Genomic DNA, 17800 nt, shown 5'->3' on the forward strand with positions numbered 1-17800 from the left:
CTTGCACACTGAGCCCGAAGGCGGCGCCACAGTTACCGCAAAACCGGTTGCTCACCGGATTCACGGTCAGGCACGAAACGCAGCGCAACGACATCTTCTATTTATCCCTCTCCACAACAGGAAAAACCACTGAGCGAATCGTTGCACGAGCCCCGCAACAAATCAAGGCATTAGTAGCTTGGAGTGGCTTTGTCTGAGAATAGCTTCTTAGGGGAGGACCTTCACGGCCTGCCAGGCCGAGACCACGGCCATGTACTCTTTTGACTTACTGCCGAAGCGCGCACTGGCCACACGGCTTGTTGCCCGCGCCGCATCCAGGAAGCTGGCCTTGGGCTTGAGCTTGGGAAAGGCCTCGTACCAAATGGGGCCGGCCTTCTCCCAGGAGAAGCCGCCTATTTTTTTGGCTGCCAGGTAAAACGCATGGTTGGGAATACCCGAGCTGTCGTGGACGTCCGCGCCATCCACATATTGCTCCATGGTCTTGAACTGGTCGTCGTCGTACCAGGTCAGCTTGCGGTTGCCGGGATCCTTGAGCGAGCGTATGGCCTTGCCGTGCTGCGGCGCGAGCATGTTTTCGCCCAGCAGCCAGTTGGCCTGGGCCGCCGTCTGGCCCAGATGCCACTGCTTGACCATGCTGCCCATGACGTCGGAGAAGGACTCGTTGAGGGCGCCGGCCTGGCCCTGGAGCACATGCGTCTGCTCCTCGAACTCGCGGTCCTTGCGCGCCAGTTTGACCACACCCAGCCCTCCGGGAATCATGTGCTGGATGACGCCATGGCTCAGTTCGTGGGTGATGATGTCCAGCGCCTCGGTGAAGCCCCCCACGTTCTCGTCGCCGTCGCCGTAGACCATCTGCTCGCCGGTCCACATGGCATTGGCAAAGTCCTTGCCGAAATGCACGGCCGACTCCACACGCATGCTGCGGTCGTCGAGGGAATCCCGCCCGAAAACCTGGTGGAAAAAATCCAGGGCGATGCCGGTGTTGTCGTAGACCTGGTTCACAGCGCGATCCTTGACCGGCTTGTCTCCTTCATGGCGCACCGGCTTGCCCGGCAGGTCGGTGTCGAAGCCGGCATTAAAAATACTGCGGCGGTAAGCCTGTGCAGGCATGAAGCCCTGGGGAGACTGGACCGTGCGGGGAGCGGGCGCCTGCTTGGCGCAGACATGGCGATGCGTGCGCAAGCGCATGCTGTGCTCGATGTGGCTGTCAATTCGCTGGCGCCCTTCCTCCCCGGATTTTTCGGCAAGCTTGCGAAAGAGCTTGGACGGGACGGCAAAACAAAAACAGCGGTAGGCGGGTTTCACGAATTCGGCCCTTCATTGCGAAAAAAGCCGGGGCGCAAATGCCAACAGGCTCAAGCCGCCCGAATGCGGCACACTGAAGCCGATGGCACGGCAATCCACCAAACAAGGCTTGCCATAGGCTCCCGTGCCAATGCGAACGTCAGCGGCAGCGACACCGGTACGCCCAAGCACCATTCGCAGCACCATTCGCAGCACCGCGCGCGTTGCCTGGCGCTGACGGCGCTCTTCGGGCGGGACGATGCCGGAATACTGCTGCGGCAGGAAGTACGCAAGCGTCGAATAGCTCTTTTGCACGCAGAACTGTCCCAGCGTGATGATCACACTGAAAAGAGGCGATAACAGGGTGCTGAAAAGCATCCCAATGAGATATCCAGAGCCCACCCATCCGGCATAAACGATATCAATGCGCCCTTCCGACACGAGAGACAGAATCAGAAAAGGCAATATTTGAAACGGGAGGGAGCCTGTCGCTGAAAAAACACCGGCCCCAATTAGTACGCGCAAAATTAATAATCCAATCTCAAATCCCGATGGTCTTTTCGCTCACCTGGCACCCTATCGCCTTCAGCACAGGACCAGAAGTTGAACACTGCGGACGATATTTTCCCCAAGGCGGCTAGCCCATCCGCGACATAGGACGGCGACGTTCATCCCAGTTTTTGTATAAGGCAGCCGCAAAGCGGACCTTTAGTGCATCAAAACCGCAGCTAAATGCAATCTACCATGGGTTTTGCTCAAGCATAACAATTCCGATGTTTCTGTAGATAAAGCCGCGCACAGTATTTCCATTACCCGCGTTCTCCTCCAAAATGAGGAGGTAAAACTTTGTTACACCATTTACGATGAATCCCCCGACCGAATTACCTACCCACATGGGCCGAAGCACGAAGGTGCTGCTGGTCATGGATGTGGTGGAGTCCGTCAGGATCATGGAGCAGGATCAAGATGGTTTCGTACAGAGGTGGCAACAACTGGTGCTGCAAGCTGAGCAGCAAATTCTGCCGCAGCATGGCGGCCGCATCGTCAAAAGCCTGGGTGACGGGCTGATGCTGGAATTTGCTAACGCTCAAGGTGGGGTCAAGGCGGCATTTGCCATGCAGCATTTCAGCCAGCAGGCCAATTCCGGCCTGAAGCCTGAGCAGCAAATGCATTTGCGCATAGGCGGCCACCTGGCGAGCTTTGTGACGGACCAGCATGACATTTATGGAACCGACGTCAATCTGACCTCGCGCTTTTGTACCTTGGCCGGTCCCGGGGAACTGGTGGTAACGGCCGCATTGCGCGACAACCTCACCGCCAACCTGGATGCCGACCTCGAGGATTTGGGCGAGTGCCACCTCAAGCACGTTGAAAAGCCCGTCCGCGCTTATCGCGTTGCCCCGCCAGGGGAGCATCCGGTGATCGCCCTCAGCAGTGCAGTGCGTCTTGACCTGCGCCCCACTATTGCCGTCATTCCCTTCGCGATGCGCAGTTCTGAACCCGGACATGAAATGCTGGGCGAAGCGCTAGCCGACGAGGTGATCGCCGCACTGTCCCGGACCTCGGAACTGCACGTGATCTCGCGGCTGTCCACGACGGTATTCCGTGGGCGGCAAGAGGCAATTGAGGATATCCGCACGCACCTGGGTGCCAGCTATATTCTTTCGGGCACCTGCCGCAGTGTGGGCACGCAATTGGCGTTGTTTGTGGAACTGATTGATGCCAAAACCGAGAAATTGGTGTGGGCCGAAAATCTCAAAGGGCAAGTACACGGCGTGTTCGACACGGATGACGAGCTGATTTCGCGGGTGGTGGCGGCCATCAGCTCTTCCGTCATGTCCCAGCAATTGGAGCGAGCCCAAAGTCAGGCCCTGCCGACGCTGGACGGCTATACCTTGCTGCTGGGTTCGGTAGCACTGATGCATCGCACGGCGTTTAGTGAGTTTGACCGCGCTCGCGCGATGCTGGAACACTTGATCGACCGCAGCCGCCGCCATCCAACTCCTTACGCATGGCTGGCGAAATGGCATGTACTGCGGGTACAGCAGGGGTGGGCGGAAAACCCAGAGAAAGAGAAACAGCTTGCGTTGGATTGCACCAAAAGAGCCCTCGACATTGACCCAACCTCTTCTCTGGCGCTCACGATAGATGGCTTCGTTCACACAAATTTGCTGAAGAATCTGGAAGTCGCTGCACAACGCTACGAGGCAGCTCTAAGCGTCAACCCCAATGAGTCCCTGGCATGGCTGTTGACCGGAACGCTTAATGCGTTCAAGGGAGACGGAGGCGCGGCGTTTGACGCGAGCGAGCGCGCCCTGCGATTGTCTCCTCTCGACCCAATACGGTATTTTTATGATTCATTGGCGGCGTCAGCCGCCGTATCGGCCGCTCAGTATGAGCGTGCAATCGAACTTGCCTTGCGGTCACTGCGCAGCAACAGAACGCATACATCCACATACCGTGCATTGGCCATAGCTCAGGCAATGTCGGGAAAACTGGAAGCTGCATCTGCGACGGTTACCAGCCTGCTGAAACTGGAGCCGACCTTCACGGTTAGCAAATTTCGTGAACGCTCACCTAGCAGCGAGTACCCGGTCGGACAAGCTTATGCCAACGCGCTGAAGCTCGCCGGCCTGCCTGAATAATGAGAGTGGTTTCAACTTAACGAGGAGAATTGGCAATGAGTAGTCTTGGTGGACTGGGCGGTTTGGGGGGACTTGGCGGCCTTGGCGGATTGGGCGGTTTGGGAGGGCTCGGTGGGCTTGGCGGTTTGGGGGGGCTTGGCGGTTTGGGGGCGGCCAGCTCGGACCCGCTGCTTGCGGACGGCCTGACAAAAAGCCGCTCAGCTCTCGTCGGGCCGTTCCAAGGCCCCACCCTGCCGGTGAACCTGCCCCTTCCTATCGACAAGGCAGATCGCCTGACGCAATGGGCAGCCGAACGGCGGCTGCAAGTCTGTGAGCTTGAACTGTTGGGCGGACTGCATTTCGATGTCAACCAAGCCAAGGAATCGGTGACGCTGGGCTTTGTTGACTTGAACAGGAGGCCGCTCAAGGATCACACCGTTGTCCGCTTGATACGTCCTACCGCGAAGGTCTTCAAACAACAGGTCGGGTTGGTTGCCAACTACGCAGAACTGCGTGAAGACCGGGGTAGCGAAATCCTCAGCCAGACGACCCCTCAAGTGCCCTATTGGGGGTCCGTTGTGGGCTTACAGCCGCACCGCCATAAATGGACATTGGAACTGATAACGCTGTCGCTCCTCCTCGCCTCGGATGTGGAGATGCGCTTCAAGCATGCCTTCGCCTGCCCGCGCCCCATGGAGCTGTCACCGCAAGTTCAGCCGATGATCGATACCCCCGGCCACGCCAGCTGGCCCAGCGGGCACGCGACGGAAGCCTTCACCGTGGCCACAGTGTTGCTGGCCCTGCTTGAGAATGCCAATGGCACGGGCGCCAAATTCCGTGAGCAGCTGGAGCGGCAAGCGGCCCGTATCGCGGTAAATCGCACGGTGGCAGGCCTGCACTATCCCGTGGACAGCGCCGTGGGAAGGCTGCTCGGCACGGCACTCGGTGACTTCCTGGTGGCACGCTGCCTCGGCAACAACAAGCTTCACGAGCGCGGCTTCGACGGCCGGAAGTTCCACACCCCGCAAGGCGGTGTAGTCGATTTTGACCTGCGCGTTTCCATGGACGACCACCACAGCGGCTATTACGAATACCTTGGCAAGGTCGGCAACATTGCGGCTTCGCCGCTGTTGGCCTTCATGTGGTCCAAGGCCGTCAAAGAGTGGAAACCCCTCCAGTAAGGATAGTCATGACCTGGAGCAAACTTCCAAAAGGCGGGTTCACCGGTATCGACTGGTCCAAGCCCGACGCAACGAATGGCTTTGACCCCTATCTGGTGTGGGCTGAAACCGACCGGTTTGCGGGCTACGGCGACAAGCAGCCGAAGTGGCTGCCCGTGGCGATTGAGCTCAGCGCCGGCACCAGCATCGCCCAATTCATAGGCGCGGCCTCGCCTCAATGGCTGCATGTGCCTCCGGTGTACACCTCCAGCGCCGCGCCGGCGGGGCTGCGCTACTGCACGGCCCGCGTCAGGCCGGCGTTCTTCAAGCACATCCAGCCTGGCGGCAGCCTGCATGCGCTGGTCAGGCGGCTGGAACTGGGTTTGGCCGCGGGTCCGCACACCGACGGCCTGGGCTCCACCAGCAAGAGCCACACCCAGCCCCTGCTCAAGGGCAAGGTGATGGCGGTCATCGATGACGACCTGGCTTTCGCCAACGCCAATTTCCTGCACAAGGGCAAGGCTCGTACGAGGTACTTCTGGCGGCAAGACGGCAAAGGTGTGGGCGGCACGCCATCAGGCCTTGGTTATGGGCATGAACTCACGGCCGCCGACATCAACCATGCGATGCAACAGCGCACCTACGACGGTGTGGTGGACGAGAGTGCGGTCTACGCGCATTTCAAACTTGAGACTCTGCGAAAGCGCATTAGTCATGGCACACATGTACTGGACTTGGCGTGCGGCCCGCGAACCTTGCTGGCACAGGTAGCCGATCTTCCACCAGGCTTCGACGGGCCGGCCAGCTGGGCGCTGGCCGACGACGATGCCAGCCGCTGCGACATCATCGCCGTGCAGCTGGACTACGACACCGTGGCCGATACTTCGGGCGGCTCGATGAACGTACACGTCCTTGATGGATTGATGTACGTTCTTTCCCGCTGCGCGCATGACGCGAAAATCGTAACCAACATCAGCTTCGGCACCGTGGCCGGGCCGCATGACGGAAGTTCGCTGCTGGAAGCCGCAATGGACCAGCTGATCACGCTGTGCGGCCAGCGGCTGCGGATCGTGCTGGCGGCAGGCAACAGCTACCAGTTGCGCACGCACGCCAACGTGACCTTGGCAAAAAATGAGCACGCAGTACTGCACTGGCGCGGGCAACCCGATGACGCCACCGAGAACTTCCTGGAGCTATGGCTGCCGCCGGAGGCTCATGGCATCCGGATAGAGATCACGCCATCTGGACAGGCTGCACTGCCAGCCCTGGGCTTCGGCGAGTCCCGCATGTGGACGGGCAACGGCACGCAGCCGCTGTGCGCGCTGATTTACCCCAAAAGCGTGGCAACCGGCACACACGGCACTTGCGCGCTGATCGCTTTGGCACCCACCTTCAGTTTCGACAAGGGTGTCGCCACGGCCCCTAGCGGCGTGTGGCAGATCAAGCTGACCAACACGAAGCCGGGCAAGGTCACGATAGACGCCTATGTGGAACGTGACGATGTGGTGACCGGCCCGCGAGGCGGGCGCCAATCGCACTTTGAAGACAAGCTGTACGACATGAGCGGGAACCCGTGGTCATTCGTGGATCACCCTGACAATCCGACCTTGATCCGGCGCAGCGGCAATTTCAACAGCATTGCCACCGGACGCAAGACGGTATCCGTGGGTGGCACGCGGATCGTGGGCTCACACTGGGCGCATTACTCCCCGCAAAAGCCGGACCCCGATGCAGGCAGGCCCGAGCGTCCCGGCGTTGTAAAGACCGCCAGCACGGCGGCGCACAGCGATGAAAATCCAGCCCTGACGGGTGTTCGGGCTGCGGGTACCTATAGCGGCTCGGCCGTCCGCCTGAAGGGGACCAGCGCCGCGGCGCCGCAGGAAACACGGCGCATCTTTAATGCGCTATAGAACTGCCCTAGCCGCTACCAGCGGCTGGGTAATTTCTTGAGCAGAGTGATGCGCTTGGTGCCCATTTCGATGTAGCCGCCCTTTTCAAGGTCTTTGAGCAGACGGCTCACCATCTCGCGCGAGGCGCCGACGCGGCTGGCGATATCCTGGTGGGTGATTGCCTCCAAGGTGACTCCCTCGGCGGTATCGCGGGTCGCGACATCGTCGTGGGCTTCCAGCACGGCAATCAATCGCCCATACACGTCAAGCAACGCCATATTGCGGGCGGCTTCCGTGGCGGTGCGGGCGCGGCGGATAACCTGAACCACCAGATTGATGGCAAATCCCGGCTCATCTACCAAGTGTTCGCTCACTTCGGTCCGACTGAGCACGGCGCAGGTGCAGGGCTCCAGGGTGATGACCGAGGCGGAGCGAGGCCCGCCGTCCAGCGACATTTCGCCAAAGTAGTCGCCTGAGTGAATCCGGCCGTAGGTGATTTCACGGCCGCTTTCGTCCATGGAAAACACCTTGACACTGCCCTTGAGCAGCACATACAGGCTGTCCCCGATTTCCCCTTCGTTGATGACAACCGCCTTCTTGGGGTAAGTGCGCACCACGCCGCGCATGGCCAGGGTGCGTAATTCAGGGGTTAAGTGGGCGTAAAGATCTTCTTCGGGAGGTATATGCGGACTCATGATGAGTCGTAATCTAGCACGTTGCCGCCCCCCTGCGGCGATCAATGAATCTGTCCGACCGGCGAGGGGGCGATGGGTGGCAAAATCGCCACGCGATTGACCAGTTCCCGGACACCGCTGGAAGCGGTCTTGGCGCACAGGCTGCGCACATGGCTGCGCACGGTGGAGACCGCGACTTTCATCTGGATGGCGATCTCGGGCGTGCTCAGGCAGCGGCACAGGAAGACCAGCACCTGCTCTTCCGTGTGGGTGAGGCCGTGGTTGCGGGCAAACGCGCCGAAAACACCGGACTCGCTCACGCTCACGCGCGACAGCACCAGCGCGATCCGGTCGCAGGGCACGCCAACCTGGCGCTGCAGCGGCACCAGGGCAAGGGTGAAATCCACACCCTCGCCCGCCAGCCTGATGAGGCCGCGTTTGCCCGCAATGGCCTTGCCCAGGGCGGCCTGAAAGGCCTTGGCATCGGGCTGCATGAGGACTTTCAATTCACCCCGCTCCGCGCCGAGCACGACGGCGCGGTCAAGCTCGCGCCGGGCGGCCTGGTTGACGTGCAGCAGCTTTCCCTGGGCGCTGATGACAAGCACCCCGTGGGCCAGCTCATCCACCAGGAAGGCGAGCAGGGCGGGCACCGAATCGGTGTCGTCCAGGGGGAATGAAGGCGCGGCCTCCAGGAAGGCGGCATTGGGCTGTGCGAACAGGGTCACGGGAGGCGCTCCATCCTACAAATAGATGAAGACGAGCATAAAAAGCCCAGCCCAATGTAGATAGTGAATATGCAGGGTCATTCTTGTGAGAAATTCACATGAATTCGACCGAATTGCCGGACTCCAGCGCTCCGGCTGCGCCGCAGCTCAGCCCGGCCCGCACTCCAGCATGGCCAGGGTGGGGTCCATCACCTCGGGCAGGAAGGCCATCTGCACGTGTGCGGCGCCGCGGATCAGGCGGTTGTCGGCGCCCGGCAAGGTGGCAGTGGACGCCGGGAACACGATGTTGTCGCAGTTGGAGTACCAGCAGGTGAACAGCGCATGGCGGTCCGCCGGCATCTCATGGTCCAGCTGCGCCTGCCAGTCGGACTGTAGCCGCATCTGGCGGCCGTTGTGGCCGTGGCCGAAGCGCGCCAGCCAGGTCCCGCGGTGCGGCGTGCCTATGGTGACCACATGGAAAACGCGGGACTCGGCGCGCATGCGCTTGAGCCAGGCCCGCACGGCCAGCCCGCCCATGCTGTGGCACACCAGCAGCGGCGGCAGCCCCGTGGCGTCGGTGACCCGGCGCACGGCCTCGTCGATTTGCGGCGCATAGTCGTCGATGGAGCCGAACAGGGGTTCGAGGTTGACGGCCACAAAAGCCTGCCCGCTTGCGCGGACGCGCTGGAGCCAGGGCGTCCACAAGCCGCGGTTGCAGAAGAAGCCGTGCACAAACACCACACCGCGACGCCCCTGCATTGCGGGGTCGGGCGCGAGTTGGTCCGGGACCGCGTTCATGCGAAAAGGCTGGCGCCAGCAGAAGACGCGCGGCGCCGTCAGGGTCTCCCCCAGCCAGGCCCGCAGCAGTTCCCCCCAGCTCGGCTGGGGTGCCGGGTCCCGCTTGTTGACGTGGTGAAGAAAGACAAACTCGAGGGCCAGGAAAGCGGTGTACCCCAGCGCGATGGCCAGAAAGCCCGCAACCGCCATAAACGGGGAGTCGCCGAGAAACCAGAGCAGCCAGCCAAAGGCCGCGGCGACCAGGGTCAGGGTGATGAGTCTTTGTAGTTGGGCCAGCATTGGTCAGGCAAAAGAGAAGGCGGCGGTAGCAAGCCGCAGTATCTCAGGCCAGTGTGACACCATGGCCCGAGAGCCTGGCGGCCAGGCCCTGCGCCAGGCGGTTCACCATGCCGTAGATGGACAGCTGCGGATTCGCGCCTATGCTGGTCGGAAACAGCGAACCGTCGTGGATGGACAGGTTCTCGAGTTGCCAGTGCACGCCGTCAGGCCGGGTGACGCCCTGGCGCTCGTTGCCGGCCAGGCCGCAACCGCCCATGACGTGGGCACTCACCACCCGGGTCAGCAGGGGCTTCATGGGCAAGGCCTTGACCGCATCGCGGGCCTGCGCCCAGGAGGTGTAGGGCTGGGCCATCTCGTGCAGCGGCAGCACCTGTTTCGCGCCCGCCGCGAACTGGATCTCCATCATCGACAGCAATGCCCTGCGCCCGCCCTCCATGACATAGTCCGTCAGCGGGTAGTCCAGCACGGCGGAGTTGTCGCTGCGCAGCTTGACCTGCCCGCCCCTTGATTCGTCATGGAAACCGTCGCGCAGCAGCGCCAGCAGGGTGTGGTTGTAGGGGAAGGATTTGAGCAAGTCGTGCTGGCCCTGGCCGAAGCCCGGCACCGTCGATGCAAAGATCACCGGGTGCAGCGGAGGGGCCTCGAGCTTGTAGCCTATAGGGCCGTCTATCGCCTGGGTCTCGAGGAAGTGGTCAGAGTAAATGGTTTGCGGCGCGCCATTCCAGGCCTCCACTTTTTGCTCGAACACGCTGGAGGACATCACCACCGGATGCAAAAAGGTCCGGGCGCCCAGCACGCCATGCGGATCGGGCGCCTGCGAGCGCAGCAGCACGGCCGGCGAATTGATGGCACCGCCGGCAAGCACATAGTGTTTCGCGACGATCTTGATGGCCCCGCCCGCCGTCCCGGGTGATCTGCCCAGGCTGCGGCACAGCAGCGCGGTGACCTTGCCGTTGGCCAACTCAAACTTTTCCGCGCGGGTCTCGGTCAGCAGCTGCGCGCCTTTGTCGAGCGCCGCGGGAATGGTGGTGACCAGCATGGACTGCTTGGCATTGGTCGGGCAACCCAGGCCGCAGGAGCCCAGGTTCCAGCAGCCTTTGACATTGCGCGAAATGGCCGATGCGGGAATCCCCAGCTTGGCCGCACCTCGGCGCAGCAGGTCGTTGTTCTCATTGGGGGGCACCAGCCAGGGCGTGATGTTCAGGCGCTGCTCCGCTTCGGCAAAGTAGGGCGCCAGCAGTTCGGTGGTGTAGCCATCCAGCCCGAACCGCTCCTGCCAGAATTTGAGCGTGGAGCCCGGCGTGCGGAAGGAGCTGGTCCAGTTCACTGTGGTGGAGCCGCCCACGCAGCGGCCTTGCAGGATGTTGATGGCCTTGTCTTCGGTCTTGCGTGCGGCGCTTTCCTGATAGAGCGACGGGTATGCTTCAGATTCCTTCTGGTTGAAGTCGCTGCTGGTTTTGAGCGGGCCCTCTTCAACCATCACCACCTGCAGGCCAGCCTTGGCCAGCAGTTCGGCCGTGACGCCGGCGCCAGCGCCGCTACCTATGATGGCGACATCGCAGCTGAGTATTTCAGGTGCCGGCGGCAACGCGCCGCCCATCACTTTCCAGCCGCGCGCGAGGCCTTCGCGGATCGGGTCTTTCAGTTGGCTCATGCTGCTTTCGGGGTCTTTAGATCTTCATGGGGCCGGGATATCCCAGCAGCGCCCAGCTCGCCGGATCGGAGAAATACGCGCCCGCGGTGATGTCGTGCAAGGCGGCGTAAGCCTGCTGCCGCAGCGCCAGCCTGGAAACGCGCATGTCCTGAAGCGACTGCTGGATGTCGGCGACGGAGGCTTCTTGCCAGGGCTGGTTCAGACCGGCCAGCGCGCGCCGGCCCGCGGCACTCGCGAGCAGAGCCAGCAACTGCGACAGCTCGGCCTGCGCGTGGGGCGGCAATGACTGCACCAGCACGTCGATGCGGCTGAGCAGGCCGTTCAATGCGATTTGCCGCGCACCTTCATCGGCCGGCAGTGTCTTGTCGAGTACGGCCCGGCCTATGGCCGAAAACACCTCGCGCCCGGATGCACTCAGCGCGCCACCTGCCAGGCCTGGCTGCAGCAGCGCGGCCGTGCCGCCGGCCACCAGCAGCACGGCGGCTGACGCGGCGCCTAGCTTGAGGAGCGTTCTTCTTTGCATGCTGGAAGTTTCGCACGCGCATTTAGGTTTCAATAGGGGCCCGTACCTAGATAAACTCCGGGTTTGTATGGACGCCTCCGCACAACAAATACACGACGCGCTAGAGACCGTGGCGAAGCTCAGGCAACAGCATAGGGCCGACGCGCCGCTGGCCCGGGGCAATGCCGAGCTCAAGCGCTTCCAGGCACGCCGCTTTGAGGCCACCTATTCCGACCTGCTGCACAGCCATCGGTATAAAACCGCGGCCACGTTTTTCCTGCAGGAGCTTTACAGCGACAAGGACTACGCCGAACGCGACCAGCAGTTCGCGCGCATCGCCGGCACCATCGCCAAACTTTTTCCGCAGCCCGTTGTCAACACCGCGGCCGCGCTGGCGGAAGTGCACGCCCTGACGGAACAGCTCGACGACCTGATGGCGCGCGAGTGGCTGGCGGACTCGGCAAGCATGCCCCAGAGTGATGTATGTGCCCGCTACATCCGCTGCTGGCGCCGCGTGGGGGATATTGCCGCGCGCAAGCGGCAGCTGGAGGTGGTGCTGCATCTGGGGCAGGAACTCGACCGCCTGACCCGGATGTTCGGCCTTCGCACCTTGCTCAAAATGATGCGCGGGCCGGCGGCGGCGGCCGGGCTGAACTCCTTGCAACATTTCCTGGAGAGCGGCTTCGATGCCTTCGCCACCATGCGCGGCGCTCATGAATTTCTCAGGCTCATCAAAGACCGCGAGACGGCGTGGATCCACTCCCTGTTTGAGGACGATGCTGTCACCTGCGAGACCAGATTGAGCCATTTGCTCGCTGCCGGGCCCTGATATCACGCCCGCATTAGGACAAGCCCCATACGGATTCCGCCGGGCGGCTTTCACAATGAGCCGCAAGGAGTTTGTATGAACAAGCATTGGCTCAAGAGTTATCCCGAAGGTGTATCGCACGAGATCGACACCGAACAGTTCCGCTCGCTCACCCATCTGCTGGAGGATTCGTTCAAGAAAAATGCGGCCAAGCCATTCTCGGTGTGCATGGACCGCTGGATGAGTTATGGGCAACTCGACGAACTCTCGTCCTCATTGGGCGCCTGGCTGCAGAGCCTGGGCCTGGAGCCCGGCGCCCGCGTGGCCATCATGCTGCCCAATGTGCCGCAGTTCGCCGTCACCATGGCGGCCATCCTGCGGGCGGGCTACACCTGCGTCAACGTCAACCCGCTGTACACCGCGCGTGAGCTGGAGCACCAGCTGCGCGACTCCGGCGCGACGACCATCGTCATCCTGGAAAACTTTGCCGCCACTTTGGCAGAGGTGATTGAACGCACGCCGGTGAAGAAGGTCGTCGTGGCCTCCATGGGCGATCTGCTGGGCTTCTGGTACGGCCAGTGGATCACCTTTGCCGTGCGCCATCTTGCCAAGCTGGTGCCGGCCTACAAATTGCCTTTGAGCGAGGGACGCACTGTCACCACGTTTAATCGTGCAATTGCCGAGGGAAGCCGCCTGGCGCTCAAGCCAGCTCAAAGCACGCTGGATTCCATTGCTTTTCTGCAGTACACCGGCGGGACCACCGGCCTGTCGAAAGGTGCGGTGCTGACCCATCGCAACATCGTCGCCGCGATCCTGCAGGCGGAAGCATGGTTTACGCCCGCCTTGGAACGCGTGGGCGACGTCAGCAAGACCAACAACATCGCGGCCTTACCGCTGTACCACATCTTCGCGCTGACGCTGTGCCTGCTCACCATCCGCTGGGGGGCCCACCTGACGCTGATTCCCAACCCGCGCGACTTCGGCAAATTCATTGAAGTTCTCAAGAGGCGGCCTTTTCACATGTTGCCGGCGGTCAACACGCTGTTCAATGCGCTGCTCCAACATCCGCAATTCAAAACGGTGGATTTCTCCAGCCTTTGCGTCTCCCAGGCGGGCGGCATGGCCGCATCCGAGGGTACGGCGAAACACTGGCTGCAGGTAACCGGCTGCCCCATGATTGAAGGCTGGGGCATGAGCGAGACCTGCGCGATCGGCACCAACAATCCAGTGATCAACAAGGAGTTCACTGGAACCATAGGCCTGCCCCTGCCCAGCATCGAGGTCACGATCAAGGACGACGAGGGGAAATCGCTCGCGTTGGGCGAATCCGGCGAGATTTGCATCAAGGGCCCGCAAGTCATGACGGGCTATTACCAGCAACCGGAGGAAAACAAAAAGGCATTCACTTCCGACGGCTTTATGCGCACCGGCGATATCGGCATCATGGACGAGCGCGGCTACACAAAAATCATAGACCGCAAGAAAGACATGATCATCGTGTCGGGCTTCAATGTGTTTCCCAATGAGCTCGAGAACGTGATTTCCCTGTGTCCCGGCGTTGTCGAATGCGCCGCCATCGGTATCGCTGACGACAAACAAGGTGAAGCCATCAAGGTTTTTGTCGTGAAGAATGACCCTACACTGACCGAAGATGAAGTGAGCGCCTATTGCAAGCAACATCTCACCGGCTACAAACGTCCCAAATACATTGAATTCCGCGATGACTTGCCTAAAACCAATGTCGGGAAAATCCTCAGGCGCGAGTTGCGTGCGTCAACCTGAGCACTTTTTCGCGGGAATTTGCTGATGGCCCAGCCGGATTTTCCGCCGGGGGTCCATGTTTTTGAGCGCGGCTGGCTCTCCGCCAATAATATTTTGTTCACCGGCGGCGGCGAAACCGTGTTGGTGGACAGCGGGTATTGCACACATGCGCCGCAGACGCTGGCCTTGGTGGAGTCCGTTTTGGGCCCGCGGCCACTCGACGTCCTCATCAACACGCATTTGCACAGTGATCACTGCGGCGGCAATGCGGCTTTGCAGGCGCGCTACCCCGATCTCCGCACCTTGATTCCTCCCGGTCACGCGCAGCAGGTCGCTGATTGGGACCCGGTGGCACTGACTTATTTGCCGACCGGGCAGCTTTGCCCGCAATTTGGCTTCACGTGGGCGCTGCAACCAGGGACTTCCATGCTCTTTGGAACTGAATTATGGGAGGTTCACGCTGCGCCCGGCCATGATCCCCACTCGCTGATCTTCTTCGAACCGCGAAGTCGCGTGCTTATTTCTGCTGATGCCTTATGGGAGAACGGGTTTGGCGTGGTGTTTCCCGAGCTCGAAGGAGCGGATGCGTTCTCGCAGGTGGCCGCGACGCTGGATTTGATTGAACGATTGAACCCGAAAACCGTTGTTCCTGGGCATGGCCGCGTCTTCGCATATGCACCGCAAGTGCTAGTGCGCGCGCGCCAGCGCCTGGATTCATTTATCGACAACCCGAGCAGGCATGCTCACCATGCAGCCAAAGTCTTGCTGAAATTCAAATTACTTGAAACTCAGCGCCAGGATTTTGAAGCGTTTGCGCAGTGGGCCCTTGAAACGCCGTATTTCACGCAGATCAAAGCCAAGTTTTTCGCCGACATATCCGCCCGCGAGTGGATAGGGCAGCTCAGTGCAGAGTTGGTCGCGGCCGGCGTGGCGCAGAGAGACGGCAGCAGCATCTCGAACGCTTGAGCCGACCTGGTCAATTCCGGTTTGGCATTCAGGTTTTGTCTTCCATTTCGCCGGGCTGCTTCCCTGAGACTTCTTCACCTCACCTCACAAACGAAAAAAGCCCGCATGGCTGCATGCGGGCTTTTCTAGGCTCTTGCCACCGGGCCAGATACCAGGCGCACAAAAGAAAACGCCCAGTTGATCAAAAATCAACCGGGCGTTCCTTGCTGTAAGAGCCTGACGATGTCCTACTTTCACACGGGAATCCGCACTATCATCGGCGCTAAGTCGTTTCACTGTCCTGTTCGGGATGGGAAGGAGTGGTACCAACTTGCTATGGTCATCAGGCATAACTTTTTGACAGATTGTCCAAAGAACAATCCATCGAATTCATAGAGTAAATCAGCTTGTATTTAGATTCGCACAGCTGCTGGGCTGTGCTTTTTGAATGCGTCAACTTGGCATAACAACTTCGAATTAATCAAAGTTATAGGGTCAAGCCGCACGAGCAATTAGTATCAGTTAGCTTAACGCATTACTGCGCTTCCACACCTGACCTATCAACGTCCTGGTCTTGAACGACTCTTTAGGGGGCTCAAGGCCCCGGCAGATCTAATCTTGAAACGAGTTTCCCGCTTAGATGCTTTCAGCGGTTATCTCTTCCGAACTTAGCTACTCGGCAATGCCACTGGCGTGACAACCGATACACCAGAGGTTCGTCCACTCCGGTCCTCTCGTACTAGGAGCAGGCTTCCTCAAATCTGCAGCGCCCACGGAAGATAGGGACCAAACTGTCTCACGACGTTTTAAACCCAGCTCACGTACCTCTTTAAATGGCGAACAGCCATACCCTTGGGACCGGCTACAGCCCCAGGATGAGATGAGCCGACATCGAGGTGCCAAACACCGCCGTCGATATGAACTCTTGGGCGGTATCAGCCTGTTATCCCCAGAGTACCTTTTATCCGTTGAGCGATGGCCCTTCCATACAGAACCACCGGATCACTATGTCCTGCTTTCGCATCTGCTCGACTTGTCAGTCTCGCAGTTAAGCACGCTTATGCCATTGCACTATTAGCACGATGTCCGACCGTACCTAGCGTACCTTCGAACTCCTCCGTTACACTTTGGGAGGAGACCGCCCCAGTCAAACTGCCTACCATGCACTGTCCCCGATCCAGATAATGGACCTAGGTTAGAACCTCAAACACACCAGGGTGGTATTTCAACGTTGGCTCCATGCGATCTAGCGACCACACTTCAAAGCCTCCCACCTATCCTACACAGATCTGTTCAAAGTCCAATACAAAGCTACAGTAAAGGTTCATGGGGTCTTTCCGTCTTTCCGCGGGGAGATTGCATCATCACAAACATTTCAACTTCGCTGAGTCTCAGGAGGAGACAGTGTGGCCATCATTACGCCATTCGTGCAGGTCGGAACTTACCCGACAAGGAATTTCGCTACCTTAGGACCGTTATAGTTACGGCCGCCGTTTACTGGGACTTCAATCAAGAGCTTGCACCCCATCATTTAATCTTCCAGCACCGGGCAGGCGTCACACCCTATACGTCGACTTTCGTCTTAGCAGAGTGCTGTGTTTTTAATAAACAGTTGCAGCCACCGATTTTTTGCAACCTCATTGGGCTCCCCAAGTAAATGGTTCACCTACTAAAGGCACACCTTCTTCCGAAGTTACGGTGTCAATTTGCCGAGTTCCTTCTCCTGAGTTCTCTCAAGCGCCTTAGAATACTCATCTCGCGCACCAGTGTCGGTTTGCGGTACGGTCGTGTGTAGCTGAAGCTTAGTGGCTTTTCCTGGAAGCAGGGTATCACTCACTTCGTCTGCAAGCAGACTCGTTATCACCCCTCATCTAAGCCCGGCGGATTTACCTACCAGGCACGACTACAGGCTTGAACCAACATATCCAACAGTTGGCTGAGTTAACCTTCTCCGTCCCCACATCGCACTACACATCGGTACAGGAATATTGACCTGTTTCCCATCAGCTACGCATCTCTGCCTCGCCTTAGGGGCCGACTCACTCTACGCCGATGAACGTTGCGTAGAAAACCTTGCGCTTACGGCGAGGGGGCTTTTCACCCCCTTTAACGCTACTCATGTCAGCATTCGCACTTCTGATACCTCCAGCAGGGTTTACACCACCACCTTCACAGGCTTACAGAACGCTCTCCTACCACTTGCAATAAATTGCAAATCCGCAGCTTCGGTAACTGGCTTAGCCCCGTTACATCTTCCGCGCAGGACGACTCGATCAGTGAGCTATTACGCTTTCTTTAAATGATGGCTGCTTCTAAGCCAACATCCTGACTGTTATAGCCTTCCCACTTCGTTTCCCACTTAGCCAATTTTAGGGACCTTAGCTGGCGGTCTGGGTTGTTTCCCTCTTGAGTCCGGACGTTAGCACCCGGTGCTCTGTCTCCCAAGCTGTACTCATCGGTATTCGGAGTTTGCATTGGTTTGGTAAGTCGCCATGACCCCCTAGCCAAAACAGTGCTCTACCCCCGATGGTAATACTTGAGGCACTACCTAAATAGTTTTCGGAGAGAACCAGCTATTTCCAAGTTTGTTTAGCCTTTCACCCCTATCCACAGCTCATCCGCTAGTTTTGCAACACTAGTCGGTTCGGACCTCCAGTGCGTGTTACCGCACCTTCATCCTGGCCATGGATAGCTCACTTGGTTTCGGGTCTACACCCA

General features: G+C 59.7%; 13 protein-coding genes and 2 rRNA genes (1 of these 15 cut by a window edge). 6 read left to right on the forward strand and 9 right to left on the reverse strand.

What is annotated here, in order from left to right; translation table 11 throughout:
• Positions 1-207: 207 nt before the first annotated feature.
• On the reverse strand, positions 208-1305 hold the full coding sequence (locus BLQ85_RS20740) for a M4 family metallopeptidase (protein ID WP_074579872.1): 1098 nt from the start codon (positions 1303-1305) through the stop codon (positions 208-210).
• A 12-nt stretch (positions 1306-1317) separates the two neighbouring features.
• Positions 1318-1662 (reverse strand): 4'-phosphopantetheinyl transferase family protein, encoded by a 345-nt coding sequence (locus BLQ85_RS20745; RefSeq protein ID WP_139201080.1) that lies wholly within the window; start codon positions 1660-1662, stop codon positions 1318-1320.
• Between the two features lie 485 nt (positions 1663-2147).
• Here BLQ85_RS20745 and BLQ85_RS20750 point away from each other — a divergent pair, with 485 nt between their 5' ends.
• From BLQ85_RS20750 to BLQ85_RS20760, 3 genes are read left to right on the forward strand one after another with little or no spacing between them, the layout of a single operon-like run.
• Positions 2148-3929, forward strand: a complete 1782-nt coding sequence (locus BLQ85_RS20750) for an adenylate/guanylate cyclase domain-containing protein (protein ID WP_074579874.1) — start codon at positions 2148-2150, stop codon at positions 3927-3929.
• A gap of 35 nt (positions 3930-3964) precedes the next feature.
• Positions 3965-5089: a phosphatase PAP2 family protein gene (locus BLQ85_RS24415; RefSeq protein WP_074579875.1), complete on the forward strand. Its 1125-nt coding sequence runs from the start codon at positions 3965-3967 to the stop codon at positions 5087-5089.
• 8 nt (positions 5090-5097) lie between these two features.
• Positions 5098-6978, forward strand: a complete 1881-nt coding sequence (locus BLQ85_RS20760) for a S8/S53 family peptidase (RefSeq protein ID WP_074579876.1) — start codon at positions 5098-5100, stop codon at positions 6976-6978.
• Positions 6979-6992: 14 nt separating this feature from the next.
• Here the strand turns inward: BLQ85_RS20760 and BLQ85_RS20765 are convergent, their stop codons facing one another.
• The 5 genes from BLQ85_RS20765 to BLQ85_RS20785 all read right to left on the reverse strand — a co-directional run bounded on the left by BLQ85_RS20765 (position 6993) and on the right by BLQ85_RS20785 (position 11589).
• Positions 6993-7652: a Crp/Fnr family transcriptional regulator gene (locus BLQ85_RS20765; protein ID WP_074579877.1), complete on the reverse strand. Its 660-nt coding sequence runs from the start codon at positions 7650-7652 to the stop codon at positions 6993-6995.
• A gap of 41 nt (positions 7653-7693) precedes the next feature.
• On the reverse strand, positions 7694-8356 hold the full coding sequence (locus BLQ85_RS20770; protein ID WP_074579878.1) for a helix-turn-helix transcriptional regulator: 663 nt from the start codon (positions 8354-8356) through the stop codon (positions 7694-7696).
• 147 nt (positions 8357-8503) lie between these two features.
• On the reverse strand, positions 8504-9412 hold the full coding sequence (locus BLQ85_RS20775) for an esterase/lipase family protein (RefSeq protein WP_074579879.1): 909 nt from the start codon (positions 9410-9412) through the stop codon (positions 8504-8506).
• Positions 9413-9455: 43 nt separating this feature from the next.
• A complete protein-coding gene (locus BLQ85_RS20780) occupies positions 9456-11066 on the reverse strand; it encodes a GMC family oxidoreductase (protein WP_074579880.1) in 1611 nt (536 codons plus the stop codon).
• 16 nt (positions 11067-11082) lie between these two features.
• Complete coding sequence (locus tag BLQ85_RS20785; protein WP_074579881.1) at positions 11083-11589, reverse strand: hypothetical protein; 507 nt, start codon at positions 11587-11589, stop codon at positions 11083-11085.
• Positions 11590-11656: 67 nt separating this feature from the next.
• Here BLQ85_RS20785 and BLQ85_RS20790 point away from each other — a divergent pair, with 67 nt between their 5' ends.
• From BLQ85_RS20790 to BLQ85_RS20800, 3 genes are all read left to right on the forward strand, one after another.
• Positions 11657-12397 carry a DUF8198 family protein gene (locus BLQ85_RS20790; RefSeq protein ID WP_074579882.1) on the forward strand — a complete coding sequence of 247 codons (741 nt, stop codon included), beginning with the start codon at positions 11657-11659 and terminating at the stop codon, positions 12395-12397.
• Positions 12398-12472: 75 nt separating this feature from the next.
• Positions 12473-14158 carry an AMP-binding protein gene (locus BLQ85_RS20795; protein WP_074579883.1) on the forward strand — a complete coding sequence of 562 codons (1686 nt, stop codon included), beginning with the start codon at positions 12473-12475 and terminating at the stop codon, positions 14156-14158.
• A gap of 24 nt (positions 14159-14182) precedes the next feature.
• Positions 14183-15103 (forward strand): MBL fold metallo-hydrolase, encoded by a 921-nt coding sequence (locus BLQ85_RS20800; protein WP_074579884.1) that lies wholly within the window; start codon positions 14183-14185, stop codon positions 15101-15103.
• Positions 15104-15317: 214 nt separating this feature from the next.
• Here the strand turns inward: BLQ85_RS20800 and rrf are convergent.
• Together rrf and BLQ85_RS20810 are read right to left on the reverse strand one after the other, a co-directional pair.
• A 5S ribosomal RNA gene (rrf, locus tag BLQ85_RS20805) occupies positions 15318-15430 on the reverse strand.
• Positions 15431-15573: 143 nt separating this feature from the next.
• Positions 15574-17800: ribosomal RNA gene (locus BLQ85_RS20810) — 23S ribosomal RNA — on the reverse strand (it continues 653 nt past the right edge of the window).

Source organism: Polaromonas sp. JS666 (genome assembly GCF_900103405.1).
In the GTDB taxonomy this organism is placed as follows: domain Bacteria; phylum Pseudomonadota; class Gammaproteobacteria; order Burkholderiales; family Burkholderiaceae_C; genus Polaromonas.

Bases quoted from the DNA above. Each gene is read 5' to 3' on its own strand.
- BLQ85_RS20745 (WP_139201080.1), bottom strand. From the start codon at position 1,662: ATGCTTTTCAGCACCCTGTTATCGCCTCTTTTCAGTGTGATCATCACG.
- BLQ85_RS20785 (WP_074579881.1), bottom strand. From the start codon at position 11,589: ATGCAAAGAAGAACGCTCCTCAAGCTAGGCGCCGCGTCAGCCGCCGTG.
- BLQ85_RS20750 (WP_074579874.1), top strand. From the start codon at position 2,148: ATGAATCCCCCGACCGAATTACCTACCCACATGGGCCGAAGCACGAAG.
- BLQ85_RS20800 (WP_074579884.1), top strand. From the start codon at position 14,183: ATGGCCCAGCCGGATTTTCCGCCGGGGGTCCATGTTTTTGAGCGCGGC.
- BLQ85_RS20795 (WP_074579883.1), top strand. From the start codon at position 12,473: ATGAACAAGCATTGGCTCAAGAGTTATCCCGAAGGTGTATCGCACGAG.
- BLQ85_RS20765 (WP_074579877.1), bottom strand. From the start codon at position 7,652: ATGAGTCCGCATATACCTCCCGAAGAAGATCTTTACGCCCACTTAACC.
- BLQ85_RS24415 (WP_074579875.1), top strand. From the start codon at position 3,965: ATGAGTAGTCTTGGTGGACTGGGCGGTTTGGGGGGACTTGGCGGCCTT.
- BLQ85_RS20790 (WP_074579882.1), top strand. From the start codon at position 11,657: ATGGACGCCTCCGCACAACAAATACACGACGCGCTAGAGACCGTGGCG.
- BLQ85_RS20775 (WP_074579879.1), bottom strand. From the start codon at position 9,412: ATGCTGGCCCAACTACAAAGACTCATCACCCTGACCCTGGTCGCCGCG.
- BLQ85_RS20780 (WP_074579880.1), bottom strand. From the start codon at position 11,066: ATGAGCCAACTGAAAGACCCGATCCGCGAAGGCCTCGCGCGCGGCTGG.
- BLQ85_RS20760 (WP_074579876.1), top strand. From the start codon at position 5,098: ATGACCTGGAGCAAACTTCCAAAAGGCGGGTTCACCGGTATCGACTGG.